At 62.0% G+C, this 17,974-nt stretch carries 10 protein-coding genes; 3 read left to right on the top strand and 7 right to left on the bottom strand.

What is annotated here, in order from left to right:
• Positions 1-57: 57 nt before the first annotated feature.
• The 4 genes from EV679_RS08470 to EV679_RS08455 form a co-directional block, all read right to left on the bottom strand.
• Positions 58-2,232 (bottom strand): type I secretion system permease/ATPase, encoded by a 2,175-nt coding sequence (locus EV679_RS08470; protein ID WP_068368114.1) that lies wholly within the window; start codon positions 2,230-2,232, stop codon positions 58-60.
• Positions 2,219-4,081 carry a TolC family outer membrane protein gene (locus EV679_RS08465; RefSeq protein ID WP_165390003.1) on the bottom strand — a complete coding sequence of 621 codons (1,863 nt, stop codon included), beginning with the start codon at positions 4,079-4,081 and terminating at the stop codon, positions 2,219-2,221. Before EV679_RS08465 ends, EV679_RS08470 begins: the two co-directional genes overlap by 14 nt.
• 85 nt (positions 4,082-4,166) lie before the next feature.
• Positions 4,167-8,240: an Ig-like domain-containing protein gene (locus EV679_RS08460; protein ID WP_165390002.1), complete on the bottom strand. Its 4,074-nt coding sequence runs from the start codon at positions 8,238-8,240 to the stop codon at positions 4,167-4,169.
• 553 nt (positions 8,241-8,793) lie between these two features.
• Positions 8,794-9,600 carry a hypothetical protein gene (locus EV679_RS08455; RefSeq protein ID WP_207224909.1) on the bottom strand — a complete coding sequence of 269 codons (807 nt, stop codon included), beginning with the start codon at positions 9,598-9,600 and terminating at the stop codon, positions 8,794-8,796.
• Between the two features lie 176 nt (positions 9,601-9,776).
• On the opposite strand from EV679_RS08455, the gene EV679_RS08450 reads away from it, so the two are divergent.
• Positions 9,777-11,999 (top strand): hypothetical protein, encoded by a 2,223-nt coding sequence (locus tag EV679_RS08450; protein ID WP_130486960.1) that lies wholly within the window; start codon positions 9,777-9,779, stop codon positions 11,997-11,999.
• A 19-nt stretch (positions 12,000-12,018) separates the two neighbouring features.
• Positions 12,019-13,905, top strand: a complete 1,887-nt coding sequence (locus tag EV679_RS08445; protein WP_207224908.1) for a LeoA/HP0731 family dynamin-like GTPase — start codon at positions 12,019-12,021, stop codon at positions 13,903-13,905.
• 144 nt (positions 13,906-14,049) lie between these two features.
• On the opposite strand, the gene EV679_RS08440 is transcribed toward EV679_RS08445, so the two are convergent.
• On the bottom strand, positions 14,050-14,553 hold the full coding sequence (locus EV679_RS08440) for a macro domain-containing protein (RefSeq protein WP_127773794.1): 504 nt from the start codon (positions 14,551-14,553) through the stop codon (positions 14,050-14,052).
• Between the two features lie 579 nt (positions 14,554-15,132).
• Between EV679_RS08440 and clcA the strand changes: the two genes are divergently transcribed.
• Entirely contained in the window at positions 15,133-16,482 is a 1,350-nt protein-coding gene (gene clcA, locus EV679_RS08435; protein WP_264623002.1) for a H(+)/Cl(-) exchange transporter ClcA, read from the top strand.
• Here the strand turns inward: clcA and EV679_RS08430 are convergent.
• Positions 16,479-17,282 (bottom strand): phosphatase PAP2 family protein, encoded by an 804-nt coding sequence (locus tag EV679_RS08430; protein ID WP_068368128.1) that lies wholly within the window; start codon positions 17,280-17,282, stop codon positions 16,479-16,481. The genes clcA and EV679_RS08430 overlap by 4 nt on opposite strands.
• Positions 17,283-17,436: 154 nt before the next feature.
• Entirely contained in the window at positions 17,437-17,970 is a 534-nt protein-coding gene (locus tag EV679_RS08425; protein ID WP_165390001.1) for a DUF2799 domain-containing protein, read from the bottom strand.
• Between the last annotated feature and the right edge of the window lie 4 nt (positions 17,971-17,974).

Genomic DNA, 17,974 nt, shown 5'->3' with positions numbered 1-17,974 from the left:
CACGGGAAACAACGGCCCCCTGGCCCGCGGCCGGTTGCCGGGATTGAGGCAAATTCATTATTGAGTCTCCGTCCTGCCTGCCGCTGGCTGACGCCGATTGCCGCCATCGCCGCCTTTCATTTGCCGCACCAGGTCTTCCTTGCGCGAATCAATGGCGATACGGCCGCGATCCAGAACCAGCACCCGGTCCACCAGCGCCAGTACACTGGTACGGTGCGTGGCCACGATCAGGGTACGGCCAGCGCAATACTGGCCCAAGGCTTCGATCACCTGCTTCTCGGTCGCCTCATCCAGCGCCGAGGTCGGCTCGTCGAGCAACAGCACGGACGGTTCACGCAGCAGCGCCCGTGCCAACAGCAGGCTTTGACACTGGCCACCCGACAGCCCGGCGCCACCTTCACGCACCAGGTGGTCCAACCCCATTGGCAAGGTCTGCACGAACCCCCAGGCACCCGCCAGACGCATGGCGGCGACTAGTTGTTCGTCGCTCGCACCAGGCGCGGCCAGCCAGAGGTTTTCCCTCAGCGTGCCGTGAAACAGCCTTGCCTGCTGGCTCACCAGCGCTACATCACGCCGGACGTCGGCCGCATCCAGGTGGCCCATATTGATGCCATCGAGCAGCACGGCACCATTGCCGGTTTCCGTCAGGCCCGCCAACGCGCGCAAGAACGTGGATTTCCCGGAGCCATTCTTGCCCAGCACGGCGATGCGCTCGCCCGCAGCGATCTTCAAGGCGCCAACCTGCAGCACCGGAGTCTCGGGCTCGTAGCCGAATACCGTGTCGCGGAACTCGTAGTTCCCCTGGATGGCCGGACGATGCACCTTGCGTTCGCCCGCCTGGTCCAGCGGCAGTTTCATGATCTGGTCCAGCCCTTCCTTGGCAACCTTGGCCTGTTGCCAGCGGTTCAGGACCTGGCCCAACTGGGCCATGGGCGAGATCATGCGCGAAGACAGAATGGATGCAGCCACCAACACGCCCGTCGTCATCTCACCATCCATTACCATCGGGGCGCCGAAAAAGACCACGAAGGCAAAGACCGAAGCCTGCACTGCCTGGATCCAGACCGTCAGAGTATGCGTCAGGTGGCGCAGTTCGAGATTGCTTTCGGCCGTGACTTCGTTGTAGTGGTTCCATTGATTCTGGAAACGCTGCTCGGCCTGTAGCAGCTTGATATCCTCGCTACCCTGCACGGCTTCAACCATCACGGCGTGGCGCAATGACGATTCCTTGATCGCGGCGGCTGCCAGGCGGCGCAGGCGTTTTTGCATCAGCAGCCCCGGCAATACCAGCAAAACAGCCGCGACCAGGGGAATCCACACCATGCCGCCGGCAATCGCGGCAAAGACGATGCAAAACAGCACGAAGAAAGGCATGTCTGCCACAGCAGTCAGTGTGGTGGACGTGAACATCTCGCGCACGCCCTCGAGCTCGCGCAGCTGCGACAGGAAAGTCCCGGTGGCCTTGGGCTTGGCGGCGGTACGCACGCGCAAGGCATGCCCGAAGACGGCATCCGAAATTCGCAGGTCGGCCTGCTTGCCCATCCAGTCAGTGATCGTCATGCGAGCGCGCCGCAAGGCAAAATCACAGGCCAGCGCCAGCAGCACGCCACCAAACAGTACGTAGAGCGTGGGCATGGAGCCCGATGGAATGACGCGGTCGTACACCTGCATGGAAAACAGGACACCAGCCAAGGCCAACAGGTTGGCCACCAGCGAGGCCAGCATGATGTAGCCATATGGCCGCAAGTCTGGCAGCGCCAAACGGCGGAACCAGCTCTCGTCCACATCCGCCGCCATTTCCGCCACCCGGCTATCGCCAGGCAAATGCCGCGGTCGGCACAGCACCAGCGCCTGCGCCTGCTCACGCAGCTCATCCATGGCCACACGTGTCAACATGCCCTGGTCGCCCGCGAAGCCCAGCACGCACTCCTGCGTGTTTTCGGCATATTCATGCAGGACAGCCAGCTGGCCGTCCTGCATGAGCACGATCACAGGCAGCAGCCAAGGGGTCAGGCGTGAAAGATCCGGGGTGGCATAACGCAAATCCATCCCGGCCTGGCGCGCCATCTGGCGTACCATCTCGCGCTCGTCACCGTTCTGTGACCACACCGCCGATACCCGGATGTGCTCTGGCGAAACCTCAAGGCGGTAATGACGAGCCAGCTGCAGCAGGGCCTCCATCCAGCGCTCGCGCACCGCGTCGCGCTGCCATCCTGCATCAGTTTCCGTCATCCACTGCCTCCCAATTCATGCTCCGTCCACCGCCCAGGCCCATGAAACGGCGCAAACCGCCCGACAATTGCAGGCAATCGAGCTGCAACAGACTGGTATCGAAACGATGGTTGATGGTTTCCATGCGCGCCTGGTGCAATTCCTGCTCCGCATTGAGCAGGTCCAGCAAGCTGCGCGTTCCCAGATCCAGGTACTGCTTGCGGTACAGGTCACGTGTCTGGCGCGTGCTGCGCTCGCGTTCGAGCAGGATATCCTCGCGCTCGTTGCCGCTCAGCGCCCGCGTTACCGTCTCGTACAGGCTGCGCTCAGTCCTGACCCTGACCTTTTCCATGGCGGCATCGGCTGCTCCGGTGGCGTAGCTTGCAGCCCGGCGCTGCGCCACTGTCGCGCCACCCTGGTAGATAGGCGCGCTGACTTCCAGCGCGACGGTCACGCCATCGCCCGTATACGAGGAAGGCATGGAATTGAGCGCCTTGCTGGATTGCCCCTTGATCGAGAGGGTTGGCAGCCCGTTGGCGCGCGCCTGCTCCTGTTCCGACTGGGCCCGCATGCGTTCGGCCCGCGCTTCCAGCATCGCCGGTATGTTGTCCCATTGCGGCTTGGCCGTCATGCAGGAACGCCCCAGGGCCAGCGGCAATTCCTCATCCATCTCCGGCGGCTCGCGCAGGCCGGTCAGCGACTGGAGATTGCTCAGCCAGCGCGCCCGCTCTGTCTCCATTGACAACACCGTCGCGCGCGCGGCAGACAGGCGTGCCTGGGCTTGCACCGTATCCGACTGATTGCTGGCGCCCAGTTCATTGCGCCGCCGCGCCAGGTTGGCAATCGCCGAGACGCCATCGACTTGCTCACGCGCCACGCGCAGCAATTGCGCATATCGCAAGGCCTCAACCACAGACCCGGCAGTATCGCGTGCGACCTCGTCCACCATGGACAGCAACCCGGCCTGGGCCACCAGTTCTCCGGCCTGAGCGATCCCGACCGACGCTGAAACCTTGCCGAAGTCATACAACATCTGCGATACCGAGAAATTCAGCATCTGCACATGCCGGCGCGTGGAGCCACTGTCAGTATTGGAATTGAACTGAGTGCTGACACCCCCCTGGATCTGCGGCAGATAGCCTGCCTTGGCCACCCGGATCTGTTCGCCCTCCTGCAGAATACGGCCCAGTTCCTGGTTGATGGCAGGATGCCAGTCCACGGCCATGCCCACCAGCTCTTCCAGTGGCAAGGGACCCGCAGGCACTTGCGCGCCTTCGTGCTGCGCCAGCGTTTCCTGGCGTACTTTGAACAACTCGGCCAGCGACGCTGGTGCCGGCGGAATGGGGGGCGGCAAAACGGCAACAGGCGGTTCATCCTCGTCCGCCCCGCGCGCCTGCGGCGCCTCGTTGATCCCGGTACCGGCATGTTCTGCCAGCTCTGCCGGTTCCATGCCAGGTTCCCCTGAAGTCTCCTGGGGCATATCGCTCACGACTGGCGCGGCCGCCTGGCGCATGTCTTCCCTTGCTACCAGATCCGCCGCCGTCGGCGACGACAGCGCGTCGATGGGGGTGCCGGCCTGCAAGGCATCGTCATCGCGGACAATCGCCGGCAAAACACTGTCCATCCCCTCCTCGCCACGGGCAACGCCGGGCACAACGTGCACGGCCATCGCGTCCGGGCCTGCTGCCTCGATGTCTGGCACCGCCTCCGGCAGCAAGACTTGCGCCGGCGCCGTGCCGGCCCCCCCGTCGGCCGCGCTTTGCCAGACCGTCCGGTCCGGAACAACCAGCGGCAGGCTATCAACGGGCAAAAGGCGCCGATGGGCGCCCAGTTCCTGTGCCTGCACAACGCCATCGGGGGCATGCAACATCCATGCCCCCGCACAAGCCAGGGCCAATGCCCTGGCACACCAGCGTCCGCCGCGCCGGCGGACGCTTGAGCCGTATGGCCCTGCCTCAATAGACCAATGCATTTTGCTGCAGCAAGTCGTCCAGGGAAACACTGGCCGGGCCAGCTGCGATGGCATCGTCGATACCGTTTTCCGGCGTTGCGGTAGCGGCAACCGGAGCGGCAAAGGCCTCTTCGACACCATCCGCGACACCACCCGCGGCGGCCGGCGTATCCTGCAACAGGCCATCGAGGTCGATACCGGAATCGGACAGCAACGGCGTGCCAGCATCAGCTGCCGGTGTATCCGCCTGCTGCGTTTCCGCCGCCTGCAGCAGGTCCAGCACCAGGGAACCATCCTCACCCTGGCTGACAGCATCCTGCGAGCCGCCTTCATGGCCTTCGTCGGCATCATCTGCCTGGTCCGCCACGACATCGGCCGCACCCGCGTCGTCGGTCACGTCGTGCTCGAACACCGCCGCCTTGGCAGCAGCAGGTTCGACCACCTCGCCCTTGATGTCGATCGTCAGCTTGGCCTGCGAACTCTGATTGCGGTCCGCATCGTAGATTTCATACACAAAGACATCGCTCTTGCCCACGTTGGCCGTGTCCGCAAACGCCTGGTACGAATAGCTGCCATCCGCATGCACGGTCAGCACGCCATACTGGCCCTCGATTTCGGTCGAGCCATCCGCAGCAACCGCCTTGCCGTTGACAGTATTCAGACGCGTCGAATCGTAGGTTGCGTCATCCTGCATCACGTTGCCTGACACGGCTTCAACCTTGATGTCGTCCGGACCAGCGGTATTGATGTCCGTCACCAGATAGCTGGTAGTCGATACCTTGATGGTCTCCAGCAGGCTGATGCCGCCGGTTTCCTCGACCAGCACCTTGTATTTGCCCTCGGGCAGCACCACGCCATCAATCTTGACGCTCGGGCTCAGACCCAGCAGATTGATGCCGATGAACTTGTCCTTGAAGCTCTGATACGGCGCCCACTGGCCATCGGGCAGTTCGTAGTAGATATGGACGCTCACGGTGGTCAGCAATCCCAGCACGCCGCCTGCCTTGACCTTGAAACCGACGGTATGGGTCTGCCCGGAACCGACATTGATGTCGAAGGAAGACGTTCCGGTCAGCAGGTTCAGGTCCAGCAGATCAACCCCCAGCACCTTGTTCAGGCCGACCTTCAGCAAGTTCAGGCTGAGATCGGACTTGGCATAGGCCGAGTCGGAACTGACGTTCTTCGGGCCGACCGCAATCGCCATGCTGGCATCCTGCGCGTCATCGTTCGCCTGAATGCGCGCCGGCTCACCCGGTGCAACCGCAGAAGCCGGGTCAGACTCATTGCCAGCCTCATCCTGCAGGCTCACCTTGAATTCGGTGCCGGCCGCCGGCGGCGCATTGAACACCACGACGAAATTGCCGTCGGCATCCACTTTGCCGGTCAGATCGTGCCCATTGCCATCCTGCACGGCATTGCCATCCTTATCCTTCAGGATGACAGTCGCCCCCGCTTCGCCCTTGCCGGTCAAAGTCTTGCCATCCGGCAGGAAGGCAACATCGGTAGGCGCGTCCGGGGCCTCGGTATCCGGATTGGTCGGAGTGCCCGGCGCTGTGACAGAGGCCGGATCAGACTCGTTGCCCGCCGCATCCTTCAGGCTGACATGGAATTCGGTGCCAGCGGCAGGCGCAGGTTCGAACACGACAGCAAATTCGCCATTGGCACCAACCTGCGCCGTTACCACCTGACCGTTGGCATCCTTGACGAGATTCCCATCCTTGTCCTTGAGCACCACCGTGGCACCCGCTTCGCCCTTGCCCGTCAGCGTCTTGCCGTCTTCGGCAAAGGCCACATCCGTCGGGGCCGCCGGGGCTTCCGTATCCGGGTTGGTCGGGGTACCGGGGGCCGTCACTGTCGTGGCGTCGGACTCATTGCCTGCCGCGTCCTTCAGGCTGACCTGGATTTCCGTACCAGCCGCTGGTGCGGGCTCGACCACCACCGAGAAGCTGCCATCGGCGCCCACCTGGCCCGTCACCGGTTGGCCATCAGCGCCCAGCACCGGGTTGCCATCCTTGTCCTTGAGCACCACCGTGGCGCCCGTTTCACCCTTGCCCGTCAGCGTCTTGCCATCTTCGGCAAAGGCCACGTCTGTCGGGGCCGCCGGGGCTTCCGTATCCGGGTTGGTCGGGGTACCGGGGGCCGTCACTGTCGTGGCGTCGGACTCATTGCCTGCCGCGTCCTTCAGGCTGACCTGGATTTCCGTACCAGCCGCCGGTGCGGGCTCGACCACCACCGAGAAGCTGCCATCGGCACCCACCTGGCCCGTCACCGGTTGACCATCGGCACCCAGCATCGGATTGCCGTCCTTGTCCTTGAGCACCACCGTGGCACCTGCTTCACCCTTGCCCGTCAGCGTCTTGCCATCTTCGGCAAAGGCCACGTCTGTCGGGGCCGCCGGCGCTTCCGTGTCGGGGTTGGTCGGGGTACCGGGGGCCGTCACCGTCGTGGCGTCAGACTCATTGCCTGCCGCGTCTTTCAGGCTGACCTGGATTTCCGTGCCGGCCGCTGGTGCGGGCTCGACCACCACCGAGAAGCTGCCATCGGCGCCCACCTGGCCCGTCACTGGCTGACCATCAGCGCCCAGCACCGGGTTGCCGTCCTTGTCCTTGAGTACCACCGTGGCACCTGCTTCACCCTTGCCCGTCAGCGTCTTGCCGTCTTCGGCAAAGGCCACATCCGTCGGGGCCGCCGGGGCTTCCGTATCGGGGTTGGTCGGGGTACCAGGAGCCGTCACCGTCGTGGCGTCGGACTCATTGCCTGCTGCGTCCTTCAGGCTGACCTGGATTTCCGTGCCAGCTGCCGGGGCGGGCTCGACCACCACCGAAAAGCTGCCATCGGCGCCCACCTGGCCCGTCACCGGCTGACCATCGGCACCCAGCACCGGGTTGCCGTCCTTGTCCTTGAGCACCACCGTGGCACCCGCTTCGCCCTTGCCCGTCAGCGTCTTGCCGTCTTCGGCAAAGGCCACATCCGTCGGGGCCGCCGGGGCTTCCGTATCGGGGTTGGTCGGGGTACCAGGGGCCGTCACTGTCGTGGCGTCGGACTCATTGCCTGCCGCGTCCTTCAGGCTGACCTGGATTTCCGTGCCGGCCGCTGGTGCGGGCTCGACCACCACCGAGAAGCTGCCATCAGCCCCCACCTGGCCCGTCACCGGTTGACCATCAGCGCCCAGCACCGGGTTGCCATCCTTGTCCTTGAGCACCACCGTGGCGCCCGCTTCGCCCTTGCCCGTCAGCGTCTTGCCGTCTTCGGCAAAGGCCACGTCCGTCGGGGCTTCAGGCGCTTCCGTATCGGGGTTGGTCGGTTCACCAGGGGCCACGACCTTCGTCGGGTCAGACTCGTTGCCCGCGCCATCGGTCAGCGTTACGTCGAATTCCGTCCCCGCTGCGGGCGGCGGCTCGATCACGACAGAAAAATTACCGTCATCATCCACCTTACCGGTAATCGGATCGCCGTTGGCATCCAGCACCGGGTTGCCGTCCTGATCCTTGACGTTGACCGTCGCACCCGGCTCGCCCTTGCCAACCAGAGTTTTGCCATCGTCGGCAAAGCCAACGTCGGTCGGAGCACCCGGCGCCTCGTTGTCTGAGGGCTCACCGGAACTGCCGGAGGAAGACAGGCTGTCGCGGAAGATCGCGATCCCGGCTCCGGCCAGAACGGCGAATGCACCAACCAGCCAGTTGAAATCATGTTCAGCGGCCCCGCCCGTCAATTCCACCGGCGCGGCGCTATCCCCACGCGCAGCCGCTTCTGCTTCGGCTTCGGCCAACGCATTGCGTTCGGTTTCATCAATCTGCGTGAACGAAAACTCAGACCAGGGCTGTTCGTACTGCCCCCAGTATTGCGTTCCGTCCGCGGCTTCCAGCACCAGTTCGCTACGCGTGCCGTCTTCGGCAACCTTGAAAAAATCGAGAACAGAAACATTTTTTCCGTTCTCCAGTTTCAATATCAGGTTATTGCCAGATTTTTCGTATGCCGTCACCAGCTCCGGCGAAATCGGCAACTTGACGATGCTGGGCTCTACCAGGGATATATTGCTGCCAGGGAAATTCCCGATTTCATCTGCAACAGTCGGCATACTCATCACCTTTAATTGAATAAATTTTTACCTGGCGCAGAACCACCGGGCCAGCAAGGGCTGACGGATCACCGGGGGTTCGACTAGCGAAAATGCGCAACCGCCGCCTTTGCAGGCCGCGTCATCACTGCGCTTGCCGAGTTGTTTCCGCTCGCCCGGCACAACGTGTAAACGCTGTTTCCATACGGGCATCATGGTTTCTTCAACCTATGGCAAGCCATTCCAGGAAAAATTCTAGCAACAATAAAATTGCTGTTTTTTGATATTCAAAAAAATGTGAATAGTTAAATGCCGAGCCAATTCATTCCATCTTTTAATGGGCTCAACAGATATTAATTAAATTAGTAATAGCCCTGTCATTCTGGCAACAAACAACGAAAACTATTAAAAAAAAGCGGAATGATCCCGCTGCAACCCGAGAAAACCCTGAGCAGGCGGACAGAATAATTAAATTGCAAACAAACGAAAAATAGGCCCGCCTGGCCGTTGCGCCGCCGCTACCGCACGGCGCAAGACGTCCAGCAGACCAAGAGCACCTGCCGCGACAGATACGTCAGAACCGGTAGGTCAGGCCCAGCACCGGGCCACGCATGGTGGTATCGAAAACATGCCCGCCCGAGCGGTAATCTACACCCAGCGCCTTGTAGCCCGCCGATGCAGAGAAATGCTCGGAAATGTTGTAGCTGACAACGCTCAGCAGCTCCCAGGTGAATCGAGCCCCGGCCCCCAGGCCGCCGATATCGGCCTGCACCTGCACCTGCCAGCGGTCATTCCAGCGATAGCGGAAGCGCCCGCCCAGAACAGGGTCTACCCAGGAAAAGCTTTCGCCATAAGACCGGCTGATATTTCCGTAGCGCACGTTTACGTCATTGGAAATATGCCAATAACGCAGTCCCCCCACCAGTTCCAGCACTTCCCGCTCGCCCTCATGCACCCGATAGCCCGCTTTCATGGATGCAGTGAATTGCCGGGTATCCGCCTTGCCGTCCACCCCTTGCGTACCATCCAGCACCGGCAACGGCCCGCTTGTGCGGCTATCGGTAATATCGGTATAGGCCAGGTTGGCGGAAAAGACGTAATCGCCGCGGCGGCCCCAGACATCAATGAAGCCACCGAAATTGAGATCATCAAAAATCTCGGAAAAGGGTTTGTCGACGGTCAGCGTGGGGCTGCGCCGGAACGGCGACACCGAACCATCCAGGCTTGCCGCCCAAAGATAGGGCGTGATTTGCAAGGCCCAGGAGGGCCTTGCCGCCGTATCGAACCGCAATTGCCGGCCTTCATCAGCCTGCGCTGTGGCCGTACCTGCCAGCAGGATCGTGCCCAGGAGCAGGGCCCGGGACTTGAATTTTTGCTTCATGACCATCATTTAAGTTCCAGCCCGCAAGCATATTGATACCATCTGCCTGCAGGGTGCCACTGCGCCCGCCGCTTGCACCGTTATTCCATTTGCCCAGGGGGGCCTGCCAGGCCAGGGAATTCTACCCTGAGGCGTTGCCGTGCATTCATCAACCGCACGGCCTTTACAGGTGAGCCATGACGTCCCAACCCGCCATCGCCCCTCGGCATTCCGCCGCGCTGCATGCCGAAGTCAGGCGGCAACTTGATGCACTGATCGCGCAGATCGGCGCCAGCGCCCCTGCGCCAGCCCATGCCGGCGCAGGGGCCAGCCAGACCGCGCGCGCTGCCCATGCTGCAGCCCTGGATCAGCTGAACGCCTATCGGGCACAGCTGGACCGCGAACTGGAGAACCTGGAAAACGCAGCCGAATGGGATGTCTTTACCATCGCGCTCTACGGTGAAACCAACGCCGGCAAGTCGACCATTATCGAAACCCTGCGCATCCTGCTGGGCGAACCCGGCAAGCAGGAAGAACGCGCCCGTTTTCAGGCGCTGGCGCAGGACACTCGCCTGGACGAGCCTGCGCTTGAGAGCCAGGAACAGGCCTCGGAGCAACTGGCCCGGGATATACAGCAGGCCCGCGCCGCCCAGGATGCGGCGCAGCAACAACGCGCCGAAGCACGGACCGTAGCACACCAGGAACTGGCCAGCCTGCAACAACAATGGCAGGCCAGGCAGCAAGCCCTCGGGTGGTGGCAGAAGATCATGCGATGGTTCCGTCCCTTGCCCGAAGCGCTTGGCCTGGCCCAGGCTACGCGGAACCTGGAAGCGCTACTGAGCACGCAAGCCCAGGCCGAGGAACGGGAAACGGCCGAGATCGCTGCGCTGGATCTCCGCCTGGCAGCCGCAGTCGCACACCAACGCGATTCGCTGTCACGCCACGCCGCGCTGGCCGAACTGCAGGATGGCGCCATCATCGGCCAGGGCCATGCCGATTTCACTCGCGCCGCCAGGCGGTACGAATTCGCAGCCAATGGGCAAAAGTTCGCACTGATAGATGTACCCGGCATAGAAGGCAAGGAAGCCGAGGTCCTGGCAAACATCCAGGATGCCATCCGCCAGGCTCACGCGGTGCTGTATATCACCCCCAAGGCTGCACCGCCCAACCAGGGCGATGGCGACGCCCCTGGCACGCTGGAAAAAATCGCCGACCATTTGTCCGACCAGGCCGAAGTCTGGTCCGTTTTCAACAAGCGGATCACCAACCCACTGGCCTTGCAGGGCGCGGCGCTCACCGACCCGGATGAAGCACGGGGCCTGCTGGAACTCGAAACGCAGTTGCGCGCGCAACTGGGCAGCAGCTACCGCGATACAATCAGCATCAGTGCACTGCCCGCATTCTATGCTGTAGCCGACTGCCTGCTGCCAGGCAGTTCCGCCTACCGCGCACGCGCCAAGTTCCGGGCTGCCATGACGCCGGAACAGCTGCTGGAAAAAAGCAATATGCATGCTTTCTGCCGCTTCATCAGCATCGACCTTTGTCAGGGCTATCGCGAGAAAATCCGCCAGGCCAATACCGGCAAAATCAACGCGGCCCTGCTGCGCGGCCAACAATTGCTGCAGGATATCAGCAACCAGTTGGCGCAAGCGGCATCCGGCCTGGCCAAACAGGCCGCCAATGACAGGCGGGAACTGGATGCCATCTGCACCAGTACGGAAAAGCACCTGTGCACCGCCAGCCATGACGTGTTGGAGAACGAACGCATACAGCTGCGGCGCCGCATCCATGACGATATCGACCAGAACATCGGCAACGATGCCTTCAAGCGCAAGCTGCGCCGCCATACCGAAGACAGCGGTGCAGCGCTCGCCCAGGCGCTGACGGCCGCGGTTACCCCGATACTCGCAGCGTACCAGCAGCAATTGGAACAACTGGCGCAACGCTCGGCCATGCAGACCGAACACATGCTGGTCCAGGCCCTGCCCCAGCGCTTTCATCCTGCCTTGCCGCCCGTGGATCTCAAATTCCACTTGCGCCGCAATATTTCGACTGTCAGCCTCGCTTCCACCCTGGGTGGCGCCGCCCTGCTGGCCTGGAACCCGGCAGGCTGGATCCTGGCCGCCATTGGCGCGGCAACACTGGCGCTCAGTCTCTACAACTCAGTACGAGGCTTCCTCAGCACCAGTCACAGGCAGGCACAACAACGCCAGGCAGCCGATGACAATATCAGCCGCATGTTCGGTACATTGACGGAAAGCCTGGATGAGCAGATGGAAACACTTGCCCAGGAGATCCGGCAGGCCTCGGAACCCGTGCGCAGCCGCCTGGACGCGCCTGTGCAATCCGTGCGCCTGATACGCAACGCCATGCAGCAGGCCCACGACGGTATTGCCGGCCTGCGCAGACGCCTGCCCTGACCTTTTCACGGATAGCAACATGAGCCAGACGCTGGACACCTTCAACCGCCAGAAACAGCAAGCCCTGGCTTTGCTGAACGAACTTGCCAGCTTCCTGCAGCAGGGCCGGGAACTGGGTGTGGAACTGCCCGCTGCGCTGGCAGGCAAGCTGGACAAAGCCAGGCAGGACATCGGCCAGGAAAAATTGCGCATCGCCCTGGTGGGTGGATTCTCGGAAGGCAAAACGGCACTGGCGGCCGCCTGGCTGGAGCGCCTGGACGAAAGCACCATGCATATCAGCCAGCGTGAATCCTCCAACGAGGTGCAACGCTACGACATCGGCGACATGCTCGAACTGGTTGATACGCCGGGACTGTTCGGCTTCAAGGAACAATTCAACCCGGATAGCCGCGCCATTGAGAAATACCGCGACATCACCCGCCAATATGTCAGCGAAGCGCATCTGGTGCTGTATGTCATGAATGCCACCAATCCGGTAAAGGCCAGCCATGAGGAAGAGCTTCAATGGCTGTTCCGTACCCTGGGCCTCCTGCCTCGCACCTTGTTCGTGCTGGGCCGCTTCGACGAGGTGGCCGACCTCGAGGACGAAGAGGAATACCAGGAGAAACTCGCCATCAAGCAACACAGCGTCACGGAGCGCCTGGATGCCATCCTGGCGCTTTCCGCCCAGGAACGCGCAGCCCTCAGCATCGTCGCGGTTGCTGCCAATCCTTTCGGCCTGGGCACGGCGCACTGGTTGCAGCACCTGGAACAATTTCGGCAGCTATCCCACATCGGCGCACTGCAGACCGCCACACAACAGCGCATCAGCCAGAGTGGCGGCCCGCTGGCGCTGGCCCAGGCCATGCGGCACAGCATCGTCTCCGATCTGCTTGAACGACAGTTGCCGCTAGCGCGCCGCAGCGCGGCCGATCTGCTGCAAGAAAGCAGGCAACTGGACGCCATACGCCAGGGCCAGCAAGGTGAAATCCATCTGGTACAGCAGAAAATCGCCCAGGCCCGCGTTCGCCTGAGCGGCAAGATTGTGCGTTATTTCGAAGAACTGATTCTTCAGGCCCAGGGCACGACCCCCGATACCTTCACCGATTTCTATCACCGTGAGATCGGCTCGGAAGCCAGCCTGGTGCGCCAGCGCCTCAAGGAATACTTTGTCGAAGAAGTCAGCAGTATTACCGAAGACCTGAACCGCATACAGATCACGCTGGAATCCGGGATCTCACACTTCAACAGTACGGCAGCGACACTGGGCAAACACGGGCTGCACTACCTGACGGGCAGCAACCTGATCAGCACGCAAAACATCCTGGCCGCGCGTGACGGCCTGAGCAGCATCGCCAAAACCATGGGCATGGATATCGGCAAGTACCTGGTATTCAAGTCCTTCGGTGCGGTCAATCTCGCCAAGGGCATCAATGGCATGCTCTCCATCCTGGGTCTGGCGCTGGAAGTCTGGGACACCTGGCAACAGGAACAGCGCAAACGCATGTTCCGCGCTGCCGTCGACAAGCTATGCGAACAGATGGCTGAAGAAAGCCGCAACCTCGTCGCCAGCATCGAAAGCGAAAGCTTCGAGGCGAGCTTCTTCCCCAGCCTGGCGCCCTTGCAGGCCCAGTTACAGGAAATCTCCTGCGAACTCGACGAACTGCGCCAGCGGCTGGCCCGCTTCGAGCAGTGGCGTCAACAGGGTGAACGCATTCACGCTGCCCGCCTGGAAACGCTGGCCGATACGCAGGAGACCCTGCCCTCCAGCACAGCCGGGACGCCCGCTGCCCCGGCCCTCGCGCCACCCGTCTCTCCTGAACCGGCCCCCCTGGCGCCAGCTGGCGCCCCGCCCCAGGCGACGCCCGAACAGCAAATTCCCGCCAGCCCGGCGCGCAAAGGCTTCTGGAAGCGCTGGTTCGACTGAACCCTGCCTTCCCATGCAGCCGCTGGCCCGCTCTGCCATGGATGCCGGACATGAAAACACCCCGTATACCGGATTTCGAGTCCGGCATACGGGGTGCTGCAACAAAGCCCCTACCGAGTTGGCCGGAGGCAGTGCATTTTTCGCTTACAGGCCTTCGTCAGCCTGCTGGCCCTTCTGGTACACGGTGTAAACCACCACCGGAATCGAAAGCTCGCCCAGATATTGCTGCACCAGGGGCTTCACTTCATCCCATTCCAGGCCGCCTACCCCCGTGGCCAGGCGCGGCAGCGCCAGGCTGGTAATGCCTTCTTTCTGTACCAGGCGCACCAGATTCTGCAAGGCGTGGCGCACATTTTCCAGGGTTGCCTTGCCAGGCTTGGCCGTCGGACCTTCGCCAACGCTGTTCTGCGTGACAAGGTTGACGATACGACGCATGCCGCCCTGCTCGTCCACACCAGCCCAAACCCAGACCTCGCCCGGTTCGATCGCCTTGGAACGCGTATCGTGACGGTAGTCACGCACCAGCGAAGGCCAACGCTCGCGCAATGCAAGCGCCAAGCCGCTGTCAAAAGGATCATTGGCTGCAATACCGTGCGCCAGCAGGTCGGCCTTGGTCAGCAGAATATCGCCAGTCACTTCCTTGATCAATTACGTTCTCCCGTTAATGGCGGCGCACCGGACTCATGCCGGCATGGCACCGCCAGGATTGGGGAGCCTTGGGCTCCCATTCAAAAACCTTTTCGTCCCGGAGCAGGAATTTCGATTCCCAGGCCGGAGCGTCAATCTTTCAATTCCATTATAGGAAGCGTCGCGAGAATCTCTACCCGCCCTGTTTGATACAGCGCAAGCCCGGCGCACATATATTTCCGGCCACACCATCCCGGCGCCGGAAAAATACCAGCATTCGTTTTTTGACCAGGAATACCAAGATTGAATCCCACCCACAACAATGCCGCTATCGGCATAATTTTACAGCCTGAATTTATTTAACGTTTTTTCGCGTCGCCATTAATCCCACATTTTTCTGGGCACCCTTAACCATGCATGGCAAAAATCAAGCGGATATTCCCTGGCATCCAACAGCTTTTTTGCAATTCTTCACAAAGCAAACGAAAAAAAGCAGCGCAGTTTTGGGACTTCGATAAACCCCTTTAGAATGAGGGAATAAGAGTTTTCCCAGCGCCAGGCGGCCATGCCCACGCGGCCCGACGGTTCCCCCAGACTCGCTTGCACCCAAGACTTATGCCGCGCCAGATCAGCGACCGGACCTACTATTTTCTCGCCGCCCTCATTGGCACCCTGACTGGCTTGCTGGGCAGCGCCTTCCACAGCCTCGTCGACCATGCCCTGGCATGGAGCCGCCAGTTGCCCACGGCCTTGCAACTCTCCGGCCCGGCTCTTTATGTCGTCATGGGCGTGTTCTCGGCTTTGATGTTCTGTGGCGCCGTTGCGCTGGTGCGGCGTTTCGCCCCTGAAGCGAGCGGCTCCGGCGTACAGGAAATAGAAGGCGCCATGCAGGGGCTGCGGGACATCCGCTGGCAGCGCGTCCTGCCCGTCAAATTCATTGGCGGCACAATGGCGCTGGGCGCCGGGCTGGTCGGCGGCCGGGAAGGGCCGACCATCCATATGGGGGCGTCCATCGCCAAGGCCATGACTTCGCGTTTCTCTCTGGCCGCCGAACAGGCTCGCGCGCTCTGGGGCGCTGGCGGCGCCGCAGGCCTGACCGCCGCTTTCAATGCGCCCCTGGCTTCCATTGCCTTCATCATCGAAGAAGCACGCGACGCATTCCCGTACCGGATCAATACCTATGGCGCGGTCATCATTGCCTGTGGCTTCAGCGCACTGACCACTACCGCCCTGACAGGTGCCACGCCCTACATGGCCATGAGCGCCGATCAAATACCCACATATTTCCTGCCGGCCTTCGTCGGGCTGGGCCTGGTGCTGGGCGTCCTGGGGGTCCTGTTCAACCGCACCATCATCGCTGGCCTGGAAATTGCCCGGCACGTCGGGCTGAAAGCTTCACCCTACCTGATCCCGGCGCTGCTGGGCCTTATTATCGGCCCCATGCTGGTTCTGTTTCCCGAAGCCACCGGCGGCGGCGAATCCCTGGCCGTCGCGCTGGTCAGCAACCCCTTGCCCATCGGACTGCTGGGTCTGGTGATCCTGCTGCGTTTTTTCATGACGGCAGCGAGCTACTCCACCGGCGCCCCGGCCGGCATTTTTGCGCCCATCCTGGCCCTGGCCACAACCAGCAGCATTCTTTTCGGAACCTTGCTGGGCCATGTCGTCACACTGCCGCCAGGCGCCATGGTTGCCTTTGCGGCAGCCGGCATGGCCGGATTATTCTCCAGCACGGTACGCTCCCCGCTGGTCGGCATCGTGCTCGTGCTGGAACTGACAGGCACCTACGCCCTTGCCATCCCTTCGCTCCTGACCGCCATCACAGCGCATCTGGTCGCAGCCGGCCTGGGTGGCAAGCCTATCTATGAAGTCCTGCTGGCCAGAACCCTGCGCCTGGCGGGCCAGGCAATGCCGGAAAAAAACGCGGCAGCCCACCCGGAAAAACAGGACTAGTTACCTGATTGGCCGCTGGACTGGCCGATCCCTCGGCCGATGGTTGGGCTCGCCCACTGGCGCGCAAAGCAGCGTTCTGCCAGGAATACGCATAAGGCCAGCCAGAGCGCGCTCACCGCGAAACCTGCCACCACATCGCTGAAAAAGTGGACATGCAACAGAATGCGGCTGGCACCGATGGCTGCCACCAGGCCGGCCGACACGGCGACGCAGGCCATGTGCCAGCGCTCGGGCAACAAGCGCAGCAACAGATAGCAGCCGAAGCCATAAACGATCAAGGATGCGGACGCATGGCCGCTGGGGAAACTGAAACCCGTGGCTTCGATGTAGCCATGGCTGTGCTCCGGACGGACCCGCTGGAAAATATGCTTGAGCACCCAGTTCAGCGCCCCGCCACCAGCCGTTGCCAGCACCGCCGTTCCCAACAACAACCACCGCTGGCGCCATGCCAGCAAAGCCAGCATGAGCACAGACAACAGCAGCAGGAAATAGCGGTCGCCCAGAAAGGTAAACCATGACAGGCCGGCCAGCAGGCTGCCTGGCATCTGCTCGCCCAGGGCCTGCGCCAGCGCGTTATCGAAGGCCACCATTCCCCCGGGCTGGGCGACGGCAGCCGCCAGCAGCAGGAACAGCGCTGTCATGGCCAGCGCGAAACCGCCATATAGCGCCGTACGGCGCCACCCTGGCTGCAAACCCGCCAGGCAACGCCAGGATAGCGCTGCCAGCACGGCCACACCGGCCGGCATGAAAAAAAGCCAATAATAGGGATGGGCTGCAGCCCAGGATGCATATTCAGTCATGATTCATGGATGCCCATGCAGCGATAACGTTCCCCATCGCTACCAGGCATATCTTGGTCCAAACATTCAGTAAGCATGCGCCGGCAAGCGCGTCCGGCGCTTCAGCCGGCCACTGCCGGCCTATCTATGGATACGGCGTCTGGCAGGCGCCGCCTCAATCCCGCAAACGCTGCTCCAGCCTGGCCAGATCGTTGCGGGCATCACGCAGGCGCTCATCCAGGCGGCGCAGTTCACGCCGCAGGCGCTGACGCTCTTTGTCGTCATCCGCCTTGTCCAGCTTGCTTTCCAGCCTGTCTTGCTCTGTATGCAGGGAAACGATGGCTTCCTCCGCCTGGTACACCGAGTACCCCGCCCGGTAGTTGGTCTCGAATGCCATGGATTGCTTCACCGGGCAGGTCTGGGCGTAATAACGGCCTTCACGCCCCCAACGCTTGCCATTTTCCGGCGTGCAGAACAGCAGGATGCCGGCATCGTAACCAGCCATGTATTGTTTTTCATCGGCTTCGACACCGATTTTCTCGCAGGCTTCGCGATCCTTGATGAAGTTGGAGCGTGGCTTGCCATTGACGGCCTCGCGCATTCCCTGTTCATGCCAATCGGCTGTCAGACACTCCTCCTCAGACATGGCCGCACATCCGCCCAACCCTGCCACCATGCCCAGAACCAGCAAAGTGTATTTAACTTTCATTCGC

This window comes from Kerstersia gyiorum (assembly GCF_004216755.1).
Taxonomy (GTDB): domain Bacteria; phylum Pseudomonadota; class Gammaproteobacteria; order Burkholderiales; family Burkholderiaceae_B; genus Kerstersia; species Kerstersia gyiorum.
This window is presented reverse-complemented; position numbering and strand designations above follow the sequence as displayed.